Below are 20,217 nucleotides of genomic sequence, written 5' to 3'. Positions count from 1 at the left end.
CCGGCGCCCGCCGCCCCGCAGCCGGCGGCCGAGGAGGCCCCGGCCGCGCCTTCCGCGGGAGGGCAGCGTCCTGGTGCCTGGCCCACCGCCGCCGCGCCGGAATCCGGCCGCCGCCCCGGTGGCTGGCCCACCGCTTCTGCCCCCGGCCAGTCGCCCGCCCCGCAGGCCGCGCAGGCCCCCGCTCCGGCGCAGGCCGCGCCCGCGGCAGCGGTGCCCGCCGCCGAGCCGGTCCCCGGGATGACGCAGGGTGCCGGCCAGGTGCGGAACATGTGGCCGGACATCCTGGAGGCCGTGAAGAACCGCCGCCGGTTCACCTGGATCCTGCTCAGCCAGAACGCCCAGGTCACCGGCTTCGACGGCACCACCGTCCAGATCGGTTTCCTGAACGCGGGCGCGCGCGACAATTTCGCGAGCAGTGGAAGCGAGGAAGTGCTGAGGCAGGCCCTTGCCGAGCGGTTCAACGCACAGTGGAAGATCGAGGCGATCGTCGACCCGTCGGGCGGCGCGGGCGCGCCCCCGCAGACCGGGGGCGGCCGCCCGTCCACCGCCCCTCCGCCGCCGCAGCGGCCGGCCCCCGCGCCCCAGCAGAGTGACGAACCCCGGCCCGCACCGGCCTCGCACCAGCAGCCGAACGCCGCATCCGCCGCAGCGCCCGCACCGCAGTCGTACGCCGCGTCCGAGCCCCCGCGCCCGGTCGCTCCCGAGGACGACACCCCCGAGGCCGACGACCCGGACCTCGTCGACTCGGCGCTCTCCGGCCACGACCTGATCGTCCGCGAACTGGGCGCCACGGTCGTGGAGGAGTTCACCAACGAGTAGCGGTTCCCCACGAGTAGACCGGATCTCAACGAGTAGACGAGTAGCGGTTCCGGACGAGTAGTGGTTCCCGGCGAGCAGCAGCGAGGAGCCCGGACACCGCCGGCCGTGCACGGGCCCCTACCGGGCGGTCGGTGAGCTCGGAGGTGTCCACGGAGCGGCCGTCCGTCGGGGCCGCCGCGCCCCGGCAGCTAGGCTGCACCCCGTGAAGGTCCTCGTCATCGGCGGCGGCGCCCGCGAACACGCCCTGTGCCGCTCTCTCTCCCTCGACCCCGACGTCACCGCTCTGTACTGCGCTCCCGGCAACGCCGGAATCGCGGAGGTGGCCGAACTGCACCCGGTCGACGCTCTCGACGGCGATGCCGTCGCGCGCCTCGCCACCGACCTGGGCGCCGAACTGGTGGTCGTCGGCCCGGAGGCGCCCCTCGTCGCCGGGGTCGCCGACGCCGTGCGCGCCGCGGGCATCCCCTGCTTCGGCCCCTCCGGCGAGGCGGCCCAGCTGGAAGGCTCCAAGGCGTTCGCCAAGGACGTGATGGCCGGGGCCGGCGTCCCGACCGCCCGCAGCTACGTCTGCACCACCCCCGCCGAGATCGACTCCGCCCTCGATGCCTTCGGCGCCCCGTACGTCGTCAAGGACGACGGCCTCGCCGCCGGAAAGGGCGTCGTCGTCACCGACGACGTCGAGGCGGCCCGTGCCCACGCGCTGGCCTGCGATCGCGTGGTCATCGAGGAGTTCCTCGACGGTCCCGAGGTCAGCCTCTTCGCGATCACGGACGGCACCACCGTGGTGCCGCTCCAGCCCGCGCAGGACTTCAAGCGCGCCCTGGACGGCGACCAGGGCCCGAACACCGGTGGCATGGGCGCGTACTCCCCGCTCCCGTGGGCCGACCCCAAGCTGGTCGACGAGGTCATGCAGTCGGTGCTCCAGCCGACCGTCGACGAGCTCCGCCGCCGCGGCACCCCGTTCTCCGGACTGCTGTACGCGGGCCTCGCGATCACCTCGCGCGGCGTCCGGGTGATCGAGTTCAACGCCCGGTTCGGCGACCCCGAGACCCAGGTGGTCCTGGCCCGTCTGAAGACCCCGCTGGCCGGTGTCCTGCTGGGCTCCGCCAACGGCACCCTCGACGAGCTGCCTCCGCTCAAGTGGCGCGACGAGGCCGCCGTCACCGTGGTCATCGCCTCGCACAACTACCCGGGCACGCCGCGGACGGGCGACCCGATCGAAGGGCTCGACGACGTGGCGGCGCAGGATGCCCCGCATGCGTACGTCCTGCACGCCGGAACCGGACGGGACGGCGACGCGATCGTCAGCGCGGGCGGCCGGGTGCTGTCCGTGACCGCGACCGGCAAGGACCTCGCCGCCGCCCGCGAACGGGCCTACACAGCGGTGTCCCGGATCCGGCTCGACGGCTCGCAGTTCCGCACGGACATCGCCCGGAAGGCCGCAGAAGCCTGAGCCCGGTCGCGCCGGGCCCGGGACCGGACACCGGCACCCGCTGACGCGCCACTGCCCCAAGGACGGCGGCGCGCCAGCACCTTTGCCCAAAGCCATTCCATCGAGTGACGACTGAGCCATCCGGATGACGCCCGCCGAGGCCCCAACTAGGGTGCGGCGCAAGCATTCCGGCACTTGGCCCACTGGCATTGCGATGTCAGTGACGGGTGCCACAGTGGGGGAGTGAGCAACACCGCCGCGGGGGCAGAGGGGGTGACGTCCGGCCGTGTCCGGTACCGGTGCAAGTGAGGAGCCGGGTGTGCAGAACGCGCGCGCCCGAGCTCTCGCTCTGCTGCGCATCCGCAGCAGAGCGGCAGCCGCAGCCATCCTGCCTGCGGCGGTCGCCGTCGTGCTGCTCGTCGCCGGCGCGGAGGGACTCGCCGTCGGCAGCGGCTGGGACACGGCGCGCTGGGCCGTGGCGGTCTGCGCAGTCGTCGTGCTCCTGCTTGCCGCGGTGGTCGCGCTGGCGATCGTGCGGGCGAGGCCGGCGATGAGCCCGACCGTTCCGCTCGCGGAGGAAGCCGCGCCCGATCTCTACCGCCTGGTCAGGGACCTCGCCGACCGGCTCGGGGTCCCCGCGCCCTCGGCGATGGCCCTCACCCCCGACTGCGACAGCTGGCTGGAGGACCGCACACACCCCTCTGCGCAGCCCGCGGCAGGACCGGGAGCGGGAGCGGGGCGCGTGGCGCGGTCGGCGGGCCGGTCCCGTCGCCGGGTCCAGGCGGCTCCCGTGCTGGTCATCGGTTCGCCGTTCCTGTGGTGGATGCGGGTCGCGGAGCTACGGGCGGTGCTCGCCCCGGTCGTCGCGGGCACGGGCCCTTCCGCACATCCCGACATAGCCGCGGCGCGCCGTTTCGTACGGGGGCTGGACGGAGCGGTCGCCGATGCGTCCGTGCCCGTATCCGGTCCGCTGTCCGGGGTGCGCTCGGTGCCGCGCGTCTTCGTCGGCTGGATCGCCCGGCTGCTGCTGCGCAGCTGTCGCAGTCATGTCGCGGAGATGGAGCGGGGCGTCGCCGCCGCCGCGTCCGTTCGTGCACAGCGTGTGGATTACGGTCTGCGGATCGTCGCCCAGGAGCAGGTCGGCCTCGCCTACGCGGGCTGGGACCGGCTGCTCACCCGGGTCGCGCTGCCCGCCTGGCAGATGGGCCGTTGGCCGTCCCGGCTGGACGCGGGCGTCGTGTCCGCCCTCACCGAGCTCTCCCGCCGCGACCGGCTCGCCGACGGTTTTTCCTCGCGGCTCGGCGAACGCCCCGCCTGTGACCTCCTGGAGGAGCCGGGCGCGGCCGACGAGGCGGCGTCGCTGCTGGCGGCCCGGCTCTTCCACGGCGGCCCGGCGGAGTCCGGTCCCGACTGGTCGCCGGTTGACTGGCAGCAGTACCCGGAGGAGGTGGTCGACCGGAAGTGGCGCACCGAGGCCGCCCGCCTGCACCGTGTCCTCGACGTCCTCGACTCGATGGGCACGGCGCCCGCGCAGTCCACCGGCAGCCCCGATCCCGGTCCCAGTCCTGATCCCGGTCCCGATCCCGGCTCCGGCTCCGGCTCCGGCTCCGGCAGTCCCGTACTCCCCACCGACATCGGCGGCACCGGCACCGGCGCCAACCACATCGGCGGCACCGGCACCGGCGCCAACCACATCGGCGGCACCAGCACCGAGGCTTTCGCCGTCGACATCGACGCCAATGACGCCAACGACGCCGTCGACGCCATCGCCCTCGACATCGACGCCAACGACATCGACGCCAACGACATCGGCAGCGTCGCCATCGACGCCGGAGTGCCCACGCTGGCGCGTGTCGTCGAGCACCTGGCGGGCCGGAGAGGCGGCGGCGAGGAGCTCGCGGCGGGGATCAGCGCCGCGGTGGCCCGCGAGGAGGCCGCGGCCCAACAACCCCGGGCCGGCGGCACGTCCGGCCCGGCGGGCGCCCCCGGCACCGCTCGCGCGGGCGGGGACGGCCTGGACATCTGGGGCCCCGGCCCCCTCCCGCTCTTCCCGCTCCAGCCGCCCCGTACGGGGACCGAACTGCTCGCCGACCACGTCGCGGCGATGGTCTGCTGCGCCGCCGTCGACACGGCGGGCGCGGCACCCGGGCTCGACTGGCTCGACGGCCCCGCCCTGCTGGTCGACGGCGAGCGCCGGGCAGATCTGGGCGTCACCGTCCTCAGCCTGGTCGAGGACGGTGACGCGGAACCGCTGCGTTCCTGGCTCGCGACGGTCGGCGTACGCACCGACAAACCCGTCCGTCTCGTCTGAACCACGGGCCCCGTCGGCAGACTCGACGACCGAGCCGAACCACAGCATCCCCACCCTTCCCACCCCTTTCACGGGCAACGTCGGAAGGGGCTTTCACGCCTCAATACCCGGAAGGATACGTTCCGTTCACGTCAATTCGCGACGAACGGTGACGGACTGCATGCGTTATGTGATGTGCTGGGGATCGACGCTGACAGTCGGCGCATCACTGTTGGCGCACCGATGACGCACGGCCGGAGACGGTCACTGGTGACATCGCCGTCGGCCGTCACCCGTGACGACCAGCCGTTGTCTCACCGTTGTTGTCCGGGGGGCCGAGGGAGGGAAGCGGTATGGGGGCGGAGCAGATTCGTCGATGGGAGTCCGGTGCCCTCGCGCACGCCGTCTCCGATCCTTTCGGCCAGGGCCCCCTGCCCTGGCTGCGCGGCAGTGAGAACTACTTCGACGACACCGGACACGTCGTCCCCTGGTACGCCGACCCCACCCTGGCCCGCGGTTCCACCGACGGCGGCACACATACGGCCGACGATGTGCACAACCAGATCAAGGGCTTCATCTCCACGGGAGCCGCGGCCCCCGGCGAGGCGATCGACTTCCACGTCACCGTGGACCCGCCCCAGCAGTTCTCCGTGGACATCTACCGCATCGGCCACTACGGGGGCGACGGCGCCGCCAAGATCACCACGAGCCCCCGGATCTCCGGCATCGTCCAGCCGGCCCCGCTCACCGCCGACCGTACGGTCTCCTGCCACCACTGGTGGCAGTCCTGGCGGCTGCAGATCCCCTCGTACTGGTCGATCGGCGCGTACGTCGCCGTGCTCACCACGGTCGACGGGTACCGCTCCCACATCCCGTTCACGGTCCGCGACGCGCATCCGGCCGATCTCCTGCTGGTTCTGCCGGACATCACCTGGCAGGCCTACAACCTCTACCCGGAGGACGGTCACACCGGCGCCAGCCTCTATCACGCCTGGGACGAGCAGGGTCGTCTCCTGGGCGAGGAGGACGCGGCGGTCACCGTCTCCTTCGACCGCCCGTACGCGGGCGCCGGTCTGCCGCTCCACGTCGGTCATGCCTACGACTTCATCCGCTGGGCCGAGCGCTACGGCTACGACATCGCGTACGCCGACACCCGAGATCTGCACGCGGGCCGGATCGACCCGAGCCGCTACCGGGGCCTGGTCTTCCCCGGCCACGACGAGTACTGGTCGGTGCCCATGCGCCACACCGCCGAACTCGCCCGCGACGGAGGCACGTCGCTCGTCTTCCTCTCCGCCAACACCATGTACTGGCAGGTGAGCCTCTCCCCGTCGCCGTCCGGCGTGCCGGACAGACTGCTCACCTGCCGCAAGCGCCACGGCCCGGGAAAGCCCGCCCTCTGGCGCGAGATCGACCGCCCCGAGCAACAGCTCCTCGGCATCCAGTACGCGGGCCGGGTCCCCGATCCGCACCCACTGGTCGTACGGAACGCCGAGCACTGGCTGTGGGACGCGACGGGCGCCTGTGAGGGCGACGAGATCGACGGCCTGGTAGCGGGTGAGGCCGACCGGTACTTCCCACGCATCGCACTCCCCGAACACGAGAGCCGCATCCTGCTCGCCCACTCCCCGTACCTGGACAGCGACGGAGTCAAGCGCCACCAGGAGACCTCGCTGTACCGGGCCCCGTCCGGCGCACTCGTCTTCGCCTCCGGCACCTTCGCCTGGTCTCCGGCCCTGGACCGCCCCGGCCATGTGGACCCCCGCATCCAGCGCGCCACCGCCAATCTCCTCGACCGCATCTGCAAGCACGCCTGAAGCGGCCCTGAGGCCCGCTCCCCGAAGCGCCTCCGGGCCTCACGCCCGAAGCGGCCCTGAGGCCCACTCCCCGAAGCGCCTCCGGAACGGCCTTGAGGCCCGCTGCCCGAGATGCCTCCGGGGCTCACGCCCGAAGCGCCTTTGCGGCCACGGCACTCGGCGCCACGGACGCCCGCGCTCCACTCCGCCGCACCCCGATACGGGAGAACGCACCCCGGTACGGGAGAATCGGAACGACTCCTGGATCAACCTACGCGGAGGCAGCGTGTCCGGATTTGTAGAAAAGCCCGAGCCAGTGCAGGTCCCGGGGCTCACCCACCTCCACACCGGCAAGGTGCGCGACCTGTACCGGAACGAGGCGGGCGACCTCGTCATGGTCGCCAGCGACCGCATGTCCGCGTACGACTGGGTCCTGCCGACCGAGATCCCGGACAAGGGCCGGGTGCTCACCCGGCTCTCGCTGTGGTGGTTCGACCGGCTCAGCGATCTCGTACCGAACCACGTCCTGTCCACGGAGCTCCCCGCCGGAGCCCCCGCGGACTGGGCCGGCCGCACGCTGATCTGCCGGTCCCTGCGGATGGTCCCGGTCGAGTGCGTCGCCCGCGGCTATCTCACCGGCTCCGGCCTCGTCGAGTACAACGAGTCCCGCACGGTCTGCGGCCTCGCCCTGCCCGAGGGACTCGTCGACGGCTCCGAACTCCCGGCGCCGATCTTCACCCCTGCCACCAAGGCGGCCGTCGGAGACCACGACGAGAACGTGAGCTACGAGGAGGTGGCCCGCCAGGTCGGCGCGGAGACCGCCGCTCAGCTGCGCCGCACCACGCTGGACGTGTACAGCAGGGCCCGTGACATCGCGCGCGAGCGCGGGATCATCCTCGCCGACACGAAGTTCGAGTTCGGTTTCGCTCCCACGGCCGACGGCGGCGAGGAGCTGATCATCGCGGACGAGGTGCTGACTCCGGACTCCTCGCGCTTCTGGCCCGCCGCCACCTGGGAGCCGGGCAGGGCCCAGCCCAGTTACGACAAGCAGTTCGTGCGCGACTGGCTGACCTCACCGGCCTCCGGCTGGGACCGCAGGAGCGAGCAGCCGCCCCCGGCACTGCCCCAGGAGATCGTGGACGCGACCCGGGCGAAGTACCTGGAGGCGTACGAACTCCTGACCGGCACGCCCTGGCAGTAGGGGCAGTCCACCGGGGCCGGACGACCCCTCCCGGAACACGAAGAAGCCCCCGGCCGAAGGGCCGGGGGCTTCTTGCTGAACCGAGCGGACGACCAGGTTCGAACTGGCGACCTCAACCTTGGCAAGGTTGCGCTCTACCAACTGAGCTACGTCCGCAAGCGCCGAAGCGCGAGCACCACTATACCCATCCTCGCTCGCGTGCGAGACGCACTGCCGCATGCCGGTTCTCCGCACCGAGCTTCGAGACGGCCGCCGAGAGGTAGTTCCGTACGGTTCCCTGCGACAGTGACGCCCGCTCCGCGATCTCCGCGACCGGCGCCCCGTCGGCCGCCAACTCCAGCACCTCGGCCTCGCGCGCGGTCAGCGGCGAGTCCCCGGCGGAGATCGCGTCGGCCGCCAACTCCGGGTCCACGTAACGGTTTCCGGCATGCACGGTGCGGATGATCCCGGCCAGCTGCCGGGCGCTGACGGTTTTCGGTACGAAGGCCCGCACGCCCGCCGCGAGTGCTCGTTTCAGATGTCCCGGCCGGCCGTGACTCGTCACGATCATGGTCCGGCAGCCGGGCAGTTCGGCCCGCAGGGATGTGGCGACACTCACACCGTCGGCGCCCGGCATCTCCAGATCGAGGACCGCCACATCGGGACGGTGAGCCCGCGCCATGGCCAGCGCCTCCGGACCGGTCGCCGCCTCCGCGACCACCACGAGGTCGTCCTCCAGAGCGAGCAGCGCGGCCAGAGCGCCCCGGATCAGATGCTCGTCGTCGGCGAGCAGCACCCGTACCGCCGTCATCGTCGTTCCTCCTGAAGGGCCGGGGGATCCTGGGGCGGCGGAGCCACCGGAAAGACAGGGCCAGAGGCGAAGACAGGGCCAGAGGCAGAGCCAGAGTCAGAGGCGGAGACAGGGCCAGAGGCAGAGGCAGAAGCAGAGGCCGGAGCCGTGGCGGGGTGCGACAGCGGGATCGTGGCCGTCAGCCGGAACAGACCGTTCCCCGCCGGACCCGCGTCCAGCGAACCGTCGAGTGTCCGAAGCCGCTCCCGCAGCCCGGCCAGCCCGGAGCCGCCCAGCCCGGAATCGCGCGGTCCGGCGACGGCCGACGGCGCCCCGTCGTTCTCCACGTCCAGCACCACCGCGCCCGCCGAAGTGCGGAGCCGGATCGTGCAGTGCTGCGGATCGCCGTGCCGCAGCACATTGGTCGCCGCCTCCCGCACCACCCAGCCGAGCGCCGCCTGCACGGGCGCGGGCAGCGCGCCGCCGCCGTCCGCCGCCACTTCGCAGCCGATGCCGGCCGCCCGCAACACGCTCCGCGCGCCCACGAGTTCGGTGCTCAGATCTGCCTCCCGGTAGCCCCGTACGACATCGCGCACCTCCTGCTGGGAGGCGCGGGCGATGCGCATGACCTCGACCATCTGATCCGCGGCCGCCGGTTTGCCGCGCTGGGCCAGCTCCACCGCCAGCTCGCTCTTCAGCGCGATCACGGCCAGGTTCCGGCCCAGGACATCGTGCATGTCCCGCCCGAACCGCAGCCGCTCCTCGGCGACCGCCAGCCGCGTCTCCACGTCCCGCGCCTCGCGGAGCTTCCACATCACCCCCAGCGTCCAGGCGGACATCCGCGTGGTGACGGACATCAGGCCGGTGCCGATCACCGTCGAGGCGACCGCGGAGCTCATCAGCGCGCTGCCGCCACCGAGCAGCCCCACCGCGAGGCACACACCAATCGAGAGGGCGGCCTGCTGCAGCGCCGACACCCAGCCCGGCACGATGAGCACGAACGCGCAGGAGAACGGCACGACACAGGCGCCGAGCACAGATCCCAGCTCGGGGAATTCGCGCATGCCCGTGTACCGGGCGAGGGTCAGCATCGCCGCCACGTCCGCGACCATCGAGACGGCCCCGACGGCGACCAGTCGCCGCTCCACGGCCCCTCGGCCCAGATACTCGTCGAGCCCCCTGGCGATCAGCCGGGTCCCGCCGACCCCCTGGGCGAGCGCGAGCAGGACCGCCAGGACGATCAGCGCGACGGGGGCCGCTCCGCGCACGGGCCGGGTCAGGGACAGCAGAACCTGGATCAGCACCGCGATCCAGACCAGCCCGTACAGCGTGCCGCGCGTGTACAGGTCGACCTTGTCGAACCCGCTGCGGCCGTGCCAGCCCCGCACCCGCCACCACCACCGCACCGCGCACCCCTCCTCAGCGTCGAGGTTCCCAGCGGAACCACCACTGGACAGCAAACACGGCGAGTACCGTCCAGGCCAGCGCGCCCAGCCCGGCCACGAGCAGGTCGTGCCCGTCGGCCCCGCCGAGCCAGCCCGCCCGTACGAGCGTCATCACGCCGGTCACCGGCAGCAGCTCGCACACGGACGCCACCCGGTCCGGCAGGACCTCCAGCGGTACGAAGAGCCCGGAGCCCACCATCGAGACGAGGAACAGCGGCAGTGTGGTGATCTGCGCCGTCTGTACGGTGCGGGTCACCACGGAGGTGGCCGCGGCCAGCGCCGCCAGCAGCACCATGCCCGCCAGCAGCCCCGCGACGAGGAGTTCGGGCCGCTTCGGTGCACCGAGGCCGAACAGGACCGCACCGGCCAGCACGACCAGCACCGCCTGCGCCAGCGCCAGCGCGACCGACGGCAGTGCGGTCCCGGCGAGGATCTCCCGGTCGGTGATCTCCCCGGTACGCAGCCGCTTCAGGACCAGGTCCTCGCGCCGTGCCACGTAGGTGGCGACCAGATTCATGTACACGACCTGCATCAGGACCATGCCGATGCCGCCGCTGAGCGCCGCCCCGGCGACGGTCAGCCCGGTCCCGCCCAGATCGACCTGTTCCAGCGTCGACTTCATCGCCACGACCATCGCCAGGGGCACCAGCAGTGCGATGAAGACCGCCGTTCTGTTTCGGGCGAGCAGGGTCAGCTCGGCCCGCCCGAGGGCGTTCAGCCGCCCGGACATCGTCGTGCCGGTCATGCGGCAGCCGCCTTCCGGGTCCGCGGCTCTGATGCCGGTTCCGATTCCGACGCGCTCTGCGCGATGTCGAGGAATGCCTCTTCGAGCGAGGCGGACCGGGCATCGAGCCCGAGCAGCTGTACGTGTGACTCCCCTGCCCAGAGCAGCAGTTCGGTCAGTGAATCCTGCAGTCGCCGGGTACGGATCTCGATCCGGCGGCCGTCGGCCGCGGCGCGCAGTGACAGCGGAAGCCGCGCCGCCGGCACCTCCTCGGGCAACTCGAACCGGATGCGGGCTGGGCGGGCCGCCGTCACCTCGGCGGTGGTGCCCGCCGTCACGATCCGCCCCCGGTGCATGATCGCCAGCCGGTCGGCGAGCGTCTCGGCCTCCTCCAGGTAGTGCGTGGTGAGCAGGACGGTGAGGCCGTCGTCGCGCAGCCGCCGTACCAACGCCCAGGTGTCGCGCCGTCCTTCGGCGTCGAGCCCGGTGGTCGGCTCGTCCAGGAACAGCACCTCGGGCCGGCCGAGCAGGGCCAGCGCGAGGTCGAGGCGGCGTCGTTCGCCGCCGGAGAGCTGTTTGACCCGTACGTGTGCCCGGTGGGAGAGCCCGACCAGGTCCAGCGCCTCGCCGGTCGGCCGGGCGCCACTGGTGCAGCCCGCCCACATCCGTACGGTCTCGGTGACCGTCAGCTCGGACGGGAAGCCGCCCTCCTGGAGCATCACTCCGATCCGGGGCCGGACGGCGGCGCGTTCGCGGTACGGGTCGTGGCCGAGTACCCGCACCGTGCCGCCGTCGGGTCGGGCCAGACCCTCCAGCAGTTCGACGGTGGAGGTCTTTCCGGCGCCGTTCGTACCGAGCAGCGCGAAGAGTTCACCGCGCGCCACCGAGAAGGAGACCCCGCTCACGGCGGTGAAGCCGCCGGTATAGCACCGCCGGACATCGCTCGCCTCGATCACGGAGTCGGCGCGGGAATCGGTCACGGAACCGGCTGTGATGTCCGCCACGGCGCCGCCCGCACGGTTGCTGGGAATGTCGTCGCTGGTCATGCCTACAGGTTTCCGCCGGGGCGCCGCCGTGAGCAGTGCGAGCTGTCACCAACGCTCATGACAAACGTCATGCGCACGGGGCAAGAGGCCGCGGGGCAAGGCACCACGCGGTAAGGAACCACGAGGCAAGGAACCACCGGGCAAGGAACCGCGAGGCAGAGAACAGGATCGGGTCGGGAATACGGCGAAGGCCCTGGTCGATATCGACCAGGGCCTTCTGAAAATCCGATCAAGAGCGGACGACGAGATTCGAACTCGCGACCCTCACCTTGGCAAGGTGATGCTCTACCAACTGAGCCACGTCCGCATTGCTGCCGCCTATTGTACCCCTGGTAAGGGGATCCATTGAGCGGTGCGAGCACTACTCTACCCGATTCACCGAAGTGGTCGTCGAGAGCGATGCAGAGCGGGTGACAGGAATTGCACACTGCGCCTTCCCCCTGGAAGGGGGATGTTCTGCTACTGAACTACACCCGCACGCTGCGTGAGGTTCGGCTTTGCGGCCTTGCCCCTCGGCGTGCTCCAGACTTTAGCCGACCTGCGGGGGTGTAGCGCAAGTCGGTGGCCGCGGGGTGTCGTCGAGGCGTGCGCCGGAGCGTTCGAAGCGCACCGCCGCGAACGCTCCGGCGGCCTGTCGATGCCTCTTCGGAGGGGCCCGTCGGCACCCCTCTCGGTGGGCCGGGGTCTCAACTGGCTTCGCGGAACGCCTCGTAGACCTTCTTGGGGATCCGGCCGCGAGCCGGCACCTCCATCCCGTGGGACTGGGCCCAGGCGCGCACGGCCGCCGGGGCGGGGGCGAGTGCGGTGTGCCGGTACGAGGTGGGGGTCCTGCCGTGCTTGCTGGCATTTGTCTGCTTTCGGCCTGCCGCCACGTACGGCGCCAGAGCCTTGCGCAGTTTCTTTGCATTGGACTGGTTGAGGTCGATCTCGTACGACTTCCCGTCCAGGGCGAAGGTGACCGTTTCCGTCGCTGCTCCCCCGTCGATGTCGTCGAAGAGGGTGACCACTACGCGCTGAGCCACGGATATCGGTCCTTTCCTACGGCATCGGCGCGTCTGACATGCGCTGATGCCGGCCTTCCGGCTGTCAGGCGGATGTGGGCGGATGTGAGTCGACCGGTGTCGACTGTTTAGGGGCAATTCTGCATTCCCCGGTAATCATTTGTACAGCGGTGGGTGCCGCATTGTGAAGCCCATCCAATTAACTCCGCGTGTCAGCCTTCTATGTGTGGTCCCGGTGGGGATTTTTTTTGCAGGACTTTTCTCATGTGTTGTCGCGGTCGATATCTGGGTGTGATCCACGGTTCTCCGTATCTACTCGCGTAGAATTTCTGGCCAGGTAGGCTGAGGGGACCTGCGGGGGTCTGGGGAACCCCCCGGAGAAACAGCCGCACCACACCACCACCGGGAGTGCCAGTGGCACGCGTCGTAGTCGACGTCATGCTCAAGCCCGAGATCCTCGACCCGCAGGGACAGGCGGTGCAGCGTGCACTGCCCCGTCTCGGCTTCGAGGGAATCGCGGACGTACGTCAGGGAAAGCGTTTCGAGCTGGAGGTCGAGGGGCCGGTCGACGACGCCGCCCTCGGTCGCATTCACGAGATGGCCGAGACTTTCCTCGCCAACACCGTCATCGAGGACTTCACCGTGAAGGTGGAGAAGGCCGAGGAGTCGAAGTGACTGCTCGTATCGGAGTCGTCACCTTTCCCGGCACGCTCGACGACAAGGACAGCCTGCGGGCCGTACGGGTCGCGGGCGCCGAGCCCGTGTCGCTGTGGCACCGCGACAAGGACCTGCACCAGGTCGACGCGGTCGTCCTGGCGGGTGGCTTCTCCTACGGCGACTACCTGCGGGCCGGAGCCATCTCCCGCTTCTCGCCGGTCATGGAGACCGTCATCGAGCAGGCGAAGGCGGGGATGCCGGTCCTCGGTATCTGCAACGGCTTCCAGGTCCTGACCGAGGCGCATCTGCTGCCCGGCGCGATGCTGCGGAACAATCACCTGCACTTCATCTGCCGCGACCAGAAGCTGCGCGTCGAGAACGCGGAGACCGCCTGGACCTCGGACTACTCCGCGGGCCAGGAGATCTCCGTACCGCTCAAGAACATGGACGGGCGCTACGTCGCCGACGAGCGCGTGCTCGACGAGCTGGAGGGGGAGGGCCGGGTCGCCTTCCGCTACCTGGACGTGAACCCCAACGGCTCGCTGCGCGACATCGCCGGCATCACCAACGCCGCGGGCAATGTCGTCGGTCTGATGCCGCACCCGGAGCACGCCGTGGAGCCGCTGATCGGCACCGGTCGTACCGACGGTCTCGGTTTCTTCACCTCGATCATCAAGAAGCTGGTCAACGCATGAGCCTGGACACGGTCAAGCACGCGGCCGAAACCCCGGACACCGCGCAGCCCTGGAAGGAGCTCGGCCTCAAGGAGGACGAGTACGCCCGGATCCGCGAGATCCTGGGCCGCCGTCCCACCGGCGCCGAGCTCGCCATGTACTCCGTGATGTGGTCCGAGCACTGCTCGTACAAGAGCAGCAAGGTCCACCTCAAGCAGTTCGGCGAGAAGGTTCCCGCCAACGACGCGATGCTCGTCGGCATCGGCGAGAACGCCGGTGTGGTCGACGTCGGTCAGGGCTACGCGGTCACCTTCAAGGTCGAGTCGCACAACCACCCCTCGTACATCGAGCCCTACCAGGGCGCGGCGACCGGCGTCGGCGGCATCGTCCGCGACATCCTCGCCATGGGGGCACGCCCGGTCGCGGTCGTGGACCCGCTGCGCTTCGGTGCGGCCGACCACCCCGACACCAAGCGCGTCCTGCCGGGCGTCGTCGCGGGCATCGGCGGCTACGGCAACTGCCTGGGCCTGCCGAACATCGGCGGCGAGGTCGTCTTCGACACCTGCTACCAGGGCAACCCGCTGGTCAACGCCGGCTGCATCGGCGTGATGAAGCACGAGGACATCCACCTGGCCCAGGCCTCGGGCCCCGGCAACAAGGTGATCCTGTACGGCGCCCGCACCGGTGGCGACGGCATCGGCGGCGTCTCGGTGCTGGCCTCGGAGACCTTCGAGTCGACCGGTCCGGCCAAGCGCCCCGCCGTCCAGGTCGGCGACCCGTTCCAGGAGAAGCTCCTCATCGAGTGCACCCTGGAGATCTTCAAGGAGAAGCTCGTCGCGGGCATCCAGGACCTCGGCGGCGCCGGGCTCTCCTGCGCCACGTCCGAGCTGGCCTCCGCGGGTTCCGGCGGCATGCGCGTCGAGCTGGACACCGTGCCGCTGCGCGACTCCTCCCTCTCGCCCGAGGAAATCCTCATGAGCGAGTCGCAGGAGCGCATGTGCGCGATCGTCGAGCCGCAGCACGTCGAGCGCTTCCTGGAGATCTGCGAGAAGTGGGACGTCATCGCCACCGTCATCGGTGAGGTGACCGAGGGCTCCCAGCTGGAGATCTTCTGGCACGGCGAGCAGATCGTGGACGTACCGCCGCGGTCGGTCGCCCACGAGGGGCCGACGTACCACCGTCCGTTCGCCCGCCCGTCCTGGCAGGACGCGCTGCAGGCCGACGACGCGGGCAAGCTGGCCCGCCCGGCGAACGGCGCGGAGCTGCGCGAGCAGGTCCTCAAGCTGGTCGCCTCGCCGAACCAGGCGTCGAAGTCCTGGATCACGGACCAGTACGACCGGTTCGTGCAGGGCAACACCGTGCTCGCGATGCCCGAGGACGCTGGCATGGTCCGGATCGACGAGAAGTCGAACCTGGGCGTGGCCATGGCGACCGACGGCAACGGCCGGTACGCCAAGCTCGACCCGTACACCGGTGCGCAGCTCGCGCTGGCGGAGTCGTACCGCAATGTCGCCGCCTCCGGCGCCAAGCCGCTCGCGATCTCGGACTGCCTGAACTTCGGTTCGCCCGAGGACCCGGACGTCATGTGGCAGTTCGCCGAGGCCACCCGTGGTCTCGCGGACGGCTGCCTGGAGCTGGGCACCCCGGTCACCGGCGGCAATGTGTCGCTGTACAACCAGACCGGTGAGACGGCGATCCACCCGACGCCGGTCGTGGCCGTGCTCGGTGTGATCGACGACGTCACCCGGCGTACGCCGGTCGCCTTCGCGGAAGAGGGCCAGCTCCTCTACCTGCTGGGCGACACGCGCGAGGAGTTCGGCGGCTCGGCCTGGTCCGAGGTCGTCCACGGCCACCTGGGCGGCATGCCGCCCACGGTCGACCTGGGCCGCGAGAAGCTGCTCGGCGAGATCCTGATCTCGGCCTCCCGCGACGGCATGATCGACGCGGCGCACGACCTCTCCGACGGCGGTCTGATCCAGGCGGTCACCGAGTCCTGCCTGCGCGGCGGGAAGGGTGCCCGGCTGGTCGTGCCGGACGGTCTGGACGCGTTCACCTTCCTCTTCTCCGAGTCGGCGGGGCGCGCGGTCGTCTCCGTTCCGCGCAGCGAGGAGCTCCGCTTCAACGACATGTGCGGGGCGCGGGGTCTGCCCGTCGCCCGCATCGGTGTCGTGGACGGCGAGGAGATCGAGATCCAGGGCGAGTTCAGCATTCCGCTGAGCGAGCTGCGCACGGCGCACGAGGAGACGATTCCGGGCCTGTTCGCCTGACGGACTGCCGCTGTGGAGGACGGCCCCGCCCGGTTCATGGGCGGGGCCGTCCTCTTTCCGTCCGGTCCGGCGTATCCGGTGTCCGGGGGATTCCGCCGTGCCGCCCGCGTATTTCGGGGCGAAGGGCGAACAGCGATGTATTCCGGGGCGAAGAGGTGCGGGGTGATCGTGGTGCGGAGGCGGGCAGTCCGTCGAATTCCTTCCCGTCGCGGCGTTCCGCCGAAAGGGCGGGAATTCCCGGCCGACGGCGGTCAGGACATCTGCCCAGGAAGATGTATTGAGTCAACATTTGATCCAGGCTCAATGTTCATCCTGGTACAGTGAAGCCATGATTGAGGGGATGAGCCTGCGCGAGCGCAAGAAGCTCCAGACGCGACACCGTCTGCTGGCCGCGGCCACCGAACTCTTCGCCGAGCGCGGCTTCGACAAGGTCTCGGTCGCCGAGATCGCCGAGGCGGCCGAGGTGTCGAAGATGACCGTCTTCAACTACTTCGCCGGCAAGGAGGACCTGGTCCTCGCTCCCATGGAGGAGCACATCGGTGATGTCGCGCGGGTGGTACGGGACAGAGCCCCCGGAGAGTCCGCGACGGACGCCGTGCGGCGCCAGTTCCTGGCAGCCATCGAGGCCCGTGACCCCTCTGTCGGGATGAGCGACGCGCCGGTGGCACTGGGGCTGCGCCGGCTGATCCAGGAGACCCCGGCGCTGCTCATCCGGGCCCACGCGTTCTCCATGCGCTCCTTCGACCTGCTCGCCGAAGTCCTGGTCGAGGAGGGGGAGGAGCCGTCCATCGTCCGGATCGCGGCCGCCCAGCTGATCGCCACCCGTAACTCCCTCATCTGCGCGAACCAGTTGCGGCTGCTCGCGGGGGAACCGGCGGACGCGGTCGCGCCGGAGGCCGCCGCACTCGCCGGGCGCGGCTTCGACCTGCTGGACAAGGGTCTGGGCGACTTCGCCACCCGGCGCTGATCTCCGGGCTGGTTGCTGGACCTGATCCTCAGCTGGTTCCTGGCGCCGATCCTCAGCTGATTCCTGGCACCGGTCCCCGGGCTGGTCCTCTGCGGGGCGGCCGAGGGCCGCCGGACACTCCGGACCCCTGGAACCTGCCGCCGCCCCACTAGGCTCCTGGACCATGCCGCCGTCCCAGAAACGAGCCCGACGCTACGACCCGGTCAGGACCCGCGCCGCGGTCCTGGCACAGTTCGACCAGGTCCGGGAAGCCGTCCGTGTACTGACACCCGAACAGCTCGCGCTGCCGACCCGGCTCGGTGAGTGGACCGTGCGCGAACTGGCCGTCCATCTGGCGATGGCGCTCTTGCACGTCACCCGGAACCTGGAGCTGCCCGAACCCGTCGCGCCGAAGCCGGAGCTGACGCTCCTTCGATGGCCCTTCGCGACCGCGGGCCGGGCCGAGCGCATCGCCGAGGACACCAGTGCGCAGGCCGCGGACCGGCCGGATCTGGACGCGCTGTACGCGGAGGTCGCCGGGCGTTTCGCGGAACTGGTGCCCGAAGACCCCGGGAACCGGCTGCTGCCGACCCGGATCGGCACGATGCGGCTGGCCGACTTCCTGGTCACCCGTACCGTCGAACTCGTCGTGCACACCGACGATCTGAACCAGGCGGCCGGCCTCGACATCCCGTACGACCGGCAGGCCCTCGCCGCCTGCACCCGGCTGCTCGCCGACGCCCTCGCGGAGAAGGCGCCGGGCGGCTCGGTCGAGGTGCGCGTCCCGCCGTTCGCCGTCGTCCAGTGCGTCCAGGGCCCCAAGCACACGCGCGGTACGCCGCCCAACGTCGTCGAGACCGATCCGCTCACCTGGATCCGGCTCGCGACCGGGCGTACGGAGTGGGCGTCGGCCCTCGACGCGGCGAAGGTCGGTGCCAGCGGCGAACGGGCCGATCTCGCCGCGCTGCTGCCCCTGATGGGCTGAGCCGGCCGGCCTGCGGACGGACGGCCGGGCGGACGGACGAGCCCGGGGAACCGGACGAGCCCGCCGGCACGGCGGGGAAGCCGCGCCTGAGCCTCGGCACGGGCGGCTCCGTGCGCGGCACCCTCTCCGCACTCAACCCGTGGGGCTGGTGTCCGTACGGCGTCGGCCACACGTAGGAACACCCGTTCATTCGATGGCGGCGGTGGCTTCGACCGCACGCGACGGGTCCTGGTGAGGGTCGCCTACTTGCTCTGCAGTTTCCCCAGCGGGTCGGGGTCTTCCGCCAGTGCGGTGGCCGCTGCCTCCCAGCCGGTGTCCTCGGGGCGGAGGGCGCTGCGCAGGAAGGCCGTGGTGAGGCGCTGGACCAGGGCGACGCGGGCGGGACTCCCGTCCGTCGTCTCGGCGACCTCGTATCCGGGGATTCCGCCGAGCGAGTGCTCGGCCCCGAACAGCGTGAGGAGGCTCTTGCTTCCCGGGCTGTAGGTGTAGGGGTCGGTGAACCAGTCCGGTCCGCGCGTGGACAGGTGGGACTGGTCGTTGTCCCCGGCGACGATGAGAGCCGGTGGGGTCATGGTGGCGAAGGACGGCCTCATGAAGGGGAGGTTCTCGGCGGCGAACGGGGTCAGGTCGTCGCCCAGGCCGGTCAGGGCGAGCAGCACACCCGCCTTGACGCGGGGGTCGGACATGTCCTCGCCGGGTACGGCGTCGGAGTCGAGGACGCGCGCGCCCAGCAGCGTGCTCGCCGTCTGGGCTCCCCAGGAGTGGCCGGCCACGGCGATGCGGTCGCGGTCGAGGCGCCCGGCGAGGCCCGGCACGGAGGCTTCCAGAATGTCGAGTCCGTCCAGCACGCGCGTGAGGTCCTCGATGCGGAAGCGCCAGATCCGCGGCGTACGGGGATCCTCGGCGGGGAGGCCGAGCGTCCTGGAGTCGAGGTGGGTGGGCTGCAGGACCACGAAGCCGTGGGCGGCCCAGAAGTCCGCCAGCGGGGCGTAGCCGTTCATCGACCAGCCGAAGCCGTGAGAGAAGACGACGACGGGCAGATCGGTGCCGGTCGCGGGGGCGGACACGCGGACCTGGAGGTCCTCGCCGCGGTCCGGGGCGGGCAGGACCACCGGCTTCGCGGATACCACCAGAGCGGGCGCACCCGCGGTCTTCTGCGCGTTCGTGGTGTTCGAGTCGGACATGGAAGTGCCTTCCGTTCGGTTCTTCGCCGTCTTGGCGTGGTGGGGCCGGCGGCCGGTGGCGCCGCGGGCCGGGCCGGACGGGGAGCGAGGAGCGTTTCTCGTGTGCAGCCGCGTCGACGCCAGGTGCCGACGGTCGCGTGCTCCTCCGTCCGAGGCCGGAGCGGGGCCGCGGCAGCGGTGTGGTCGGCCGCCCCTTGGTCTGCCATCATGAGTGAAACGGAACCTTGTTCCGCTTACGATACGGAACACTGTTCCGCTTTGCAAGGGAGGAAGTCACGGTGGACGACAACGGTCAGGGCGCGGGAAGTTCGGCCAGGTCCAAGCGCAAGGACGCCCGACGCAACCAGCAGACCCTGCTGGACGCGGCCGCGGAGGTCTTCGTCACCTCGGGCGTGGAAGCGCCGGTGCGTGACATCGCGGCCAAGGCCGGGGTGGGAGTGGGCACGATCTACCGCCACTTCCCCACCCGGGCGGACCTCGTCATCGCCGTCTACCGCCACCAGGTCGACGCCTGCGCCGAGGCAGGCCCGGCCCTGCTGTCGACCAGCCCGACACCCCATGCCGCCCTGGGGCGGTGGGTCGACCTCTTCGTCGGCTTCCTGGTCACCAAGCACGGCCTGGCCGCCGCGATGCAGGGGGACAGCGCCGGCTTCGAGACGCTGCACACCTACTTCCTCGACCGCCTCCTGCCGGTGTGCACCCAACTCCTCGACGCTGCCGCCGCCTCCGGCGAGATCCGCTCCGACCTCGACGCCTACCCACTCATGCGCGGCATCGGAAACCTCTGCGTCGGCGCCGACAGCGACCCCCGCTACGACGCACGCCGACTGGCCGCACTCCTTGTCGCAGGACTCCGTCAACCGCACTGACCGCGGCGCCCGCCCATGGCAGAGCCCTCGCGCGAACGCCCCTTTCCCGGAGCGGGATCAACCGGAGCGAGATCAGGAAGAGCCGCGCGGAGATCGTGAAGTACGGGATCGG

16 protein-coding genes, 3 tRNA genes and 1 pseudogene are annotated in these 20,217 nt (G+C 71.0%); 11 read left to right on the top strand and 9 right to left on the bottom strand.

Going from position 1 to position 20,217, the window contains the following annotated elements:
• The 5 genes and pseudogenes from ACFVT1_RS32995 to ACFVT1_RS32975 form a co-directional block, all read left to right on the top strand.
• Positions 1-819, top strand: a pseudogene (locus tag ACFVT1_RS32995) (DNA polymerase III subunit gamma and tau); the annotation flags it as partial.
• A gap of 202 nt (positions 820-1,021) precedes the next feature.
• Positions 1,022-2,272, top strand: a complete 1,251-nt coding sequence (gene purD, locus ACFVT1_RS32990; RefSeq protein ID WP_389802172.1) for a phosphoribosylamine--glycine ligase — start codon at positions 1,022-1,024, stop codon at positions 2,270-2,272.
• 298 nt (positions 2,273-2,570) lie between these two features.
• Positions 2,571-4,562, top strand: a complete 1,992-nt coding sequence (locus tag ACFVT1_RS32985) for a hypothetical protein (RefSeq protein ID WP_389802169.1) — start codon at positions 2,571-2,573, stop codon at positions 4,560-4,562.
• Positions 4,563-4,894: 332 nt separating this feature from the next.
• A complete protein-coding gene (locus tag ACFVT1_RS32980) occupies positions 4,895-6,358 on the top strand; it encodes a N,N-dimethylformamidase beta subunit family domain-containing protein (RefSeq protein WP_389802166.1) in 1,464 nt (487 codons plus the stop codon).
• A 265-nt stretch (positions 6,359-6,623) separates the two neighbouring features.
• A complete protein-coding gene (locus ACFVT1_RS32975) occupies positions 6,624-7,538 on the top strand; it encodes a phosphoribosylaminoimidazolesuccinocarboxamide synthase (protein ID WP_362201207.1) in 915 nt (304 codons plus the stop codon).
• An 83-nt stretch (positions 7,539-7,621) separates the two neighbouring features.
• Here the strand turns inward: ACFVT1_RS32975 and ACFVT1_RS32970 are convergent.
• From ACFVT1_RS32970 to ACFVT1_RS32935, 8 genes are all read right to left on the bottom strand, one after another.
• A tRNA-Gly gene (locus ACFVT1_RS32970) sits at positions 7,622-7,694 on the bottom strand.
• 22 nt (positions 7,695-7,716) lie between these two features.
• Positions 7,717-8,328 (bottom strand): response regulator transcription factor, encoded by a 612-nt coding sequence (locus ACFVT1_RS32965; RefSeq protein ID WP_361452393.1) that lies wholly within the window; start codon positions 8,326-8,328, stop codon positions 7,717-7,719.
• Positions 8,325-9,713 carry a sensor histidine kinase gene (locus ACFVT1_RS32960; protein ID WP_389802162.1) on the bottom strand — a complete coding sequence of 463 codons (1,389 nt, stop codon included), beginning with the start codon at positions 9,711-9,713 and terminating at the stop codon, positions 8,325-8,327. The genes ACFVT1_RS32965 and ACFVT1_RS32960 overlap by 4 nt, the downstream gene beginning before the upstream one ends.
• Before the next feature lie 13 nt (positions 9,714-9,726).
• Positions 9,727-10,497 carry an ABC transporter permease gene (locus ACFVT1_RS32955; protein ID WP_362201198.1) on the bottom strand — a complete coding sequence of 257 codons (771 nt, stop codon included), beginning with the start codon at positions 10,495-10,497 and terminating at the stop codon, positions 9,727-9,729.
• Entirely contained in the window at positions 10,494-11,522 is a 1,029-nt protein-coding gene (locus tag ACFVT1_RS32950; RefSeq protein WP_389802159.1) for an ABC transporter ATP-binding protein, read from the bottom strand. Before ACFVT1_RS32950 ends, ACFVT1_RS32955 begins: the two co-directional genes overlap by 4 nt.
• Positions 11,523-11,756: 234 nt before the next feature.
• A tRNA-Gly gene (locus tag ACFVT1_RS32945) sits at positions 11,757-11,829 on the bottom strand.
• 98 nt (positions 11,830-11,927) lie between these two features.
• Positions 11,928-11,999 (bottom strand) — tRNA-Gly (locus ACFVT1_RS32940).
• A gap of 209 nt (positions 12,000-12,208) precedes the next feature.
• The gene (locus ACFVT1_RS32935; RefSeq protein ID WP_389802156.1) at positions 12,209-12,544 is read right to left on the bottom strand and encodes an Lsr2 family protein; all 336 of its coding nucleotides are present in this window, start codon (positions 12,542-12,544) and stop codon (positions 12,209-12,211) included.
• Between the two features lie 393 nt (positions 12,545-12,937).
• On the opposite strand from ACFVT1_RS32935, the gene purS reads away from it, so the two are divergent.
• The 5 genes from purS to ACFVT1_RS32910 all read left to right on the top strand — a co-directional run bounded on the left by purS (position 12,938) and on the right by ACFVT1_RS32910 (position 18,052).
• Positions 12,938-13,198, top strand: a complete 261-nt coding sequence (purS, locus tag ACFVT1_RS32930; protein ID WP_037695153.1) for a phosphoribosylformylglycinamidine synthase subunit PurS — start codon at positions 12,938-12,940, stop codon at positions 13,196-13,198.
• A complete protein-coding gene (gene purQ / locus ACFVT1_RS32925; protein ID WP_389802154.1) occupies positions 13,195-13,875 on the top strand; it encodes a phosphoribosylformylglycinamidine synthase subunit PurQ in 681 nt (226 codons plus the stop codon). Before purS ends, purQ begins: the two co-directional genes overlap by 4 nt.
• Positions 13,872-16,121 (top strand): phosphoribosylformylglycinamidine synthase subunit PurL, encoded by a 2,250-nt coding sequence (gene purL / locus ACFVT1_RS32920; RefSeq protein WP_389802151.1) that lies wholly within the window; start codon positions 13,872-13,874, stop codon positions 16,119-16,121. The genes purQ and purL overlap by 4 nt, the downstream gene beginning before the upstream one ends.
• A 328-nt stretch (positions 16,122-16,449) precedes the next feature.
• The gene (locus tag ACFVT1_RS32915) at positions 16,450-17,088 is read left to right on the top strand and encodes a TetR/AcrR family transcriptional regulator (RefSeq protein WP_389802149.1); all 639 of its coding nucleotides are present in this window, start codon (positions 16,450-16,452) and stop codon (positions 17,086-17,088) included.
• A gap of 163 nt (positions 17,089-17,251) precedes the next feature.
• Positions 17,252-18,052 (top strand): sterol carrier family protein, encoded by an 801-nt coding sequence (locus ACFVT1_RS32910; protein ID WP_389802146.1) that lies wholly within the window; start codon positions 17,252-17,254, stop codon positions 18,050-18,052.
• Positions 18,053-18,294: 242 nt separating this feature from the next.
• On the opposite strand, the gene ACFVT1_RS32905 is transcribed toward ACFVT1_RS32910, so the two are convergent.
• Positions 18,295-19,236, bottom strand: a complete 942-nt coding sequence (locus ACFVT1_RS32905) for an alpha/beta hydrolase family protein (RefSeq protein ID WP_389802144.1) — start codon at positions 19,234-19,236, stop codon at positions 18,295-18,297.
• Positions 19,237-19,514: 278 nt separating this feature from the next.
• Between ACFVT1_RS32905 and ACFVT1_RS32900 the strand changes: the two genes are divergently transcribed.
• Entirely contained in the window at positions 19,515-20,105 is a 591-nt protein-coding gene (locus ACFVT1_RS32900; RefSeq protein ID WP_389802142.1) for a TetR/AcrR family transcriptional regulator, read from the top strand.
• The last annotated feature ends 112 nt before the right edge of the window (positions 20,106-20,217 follow it).

It is taken from the genome of Streptomyces sp. NPDC057963 (assembly GCF_042887155.1).
Classification (GTDB): Bacteria; Actinomycetota; Actinomycetes; order Streptomycetales; family Streptomycetaceae; genus Streptomyces.
Note: the sequence above shows the minus strand (reverse complement) of the source record. Positions and strands in the feature narration are given on the sequence as shown.

Excerpts from the sequence above, each read along its gene's own strand:
- ACFVT1_RS32905 (WP_389802144.1), bottom strand. The coding sequence starts at position 19,236 with ATGTCCGACTCGAACACCACGAACGCGCAGAAGACCGCGGGTGCGCCC.
- ACFVT1_RS32955 (WP_362201198.1), bottom strand. The coding sequence starts at position 10,497 with ATGACCGGCACGACGATGTCCGGGCGGCTGAACGCCCTCGGGCGGGCC.
- ACFVT1_RS32980 (WP_389802166.1), top strand. The coding sequence starts at position 4,895 with ATGGGGGCGGAGCAGATTCGTCGATGGGAGTCCGGTGCCCTCGCGCAC.
- ACFVT1_RS32965 (WP_361452393.1), bottom strand. The coding sequence starts at position 8,328 with ATGACGGCGGTACGGGTGCTGCTCGCCGACGACGAGCATCTGATCCGG.
- ACFVT1_RS32915 (WP_389802149.1), top strand. The coding sequence starts at position 16,450 with ATGATTGAGGGGATGAGCCTGCGCGAGCGCAAGAAGCTCCAGACGCGA.
- purL (WP_389802151.1), top strand. The coding sequence starts at position 13,872 with ATGAGCCTGGACACGGTCAAGCACGCGGCCGAAACCCCGGACACCGCG.
- ACFVT1_RS32910 (WP_389802146.1), top strand. The coding sequence starts at position 17,252 with ATGCCGCCGTCCCAGAAACGAGCCCGACGCTACGACCCGGTCAGGACC.
- ACFVT1_RS32950 (WP_389802159.1), bottom strand. The coding sequence starts at position 11,522 with ATGACCAGCGACGACATTCCCAGCAACCGTGCGGGCGGCGCCGTGGCG.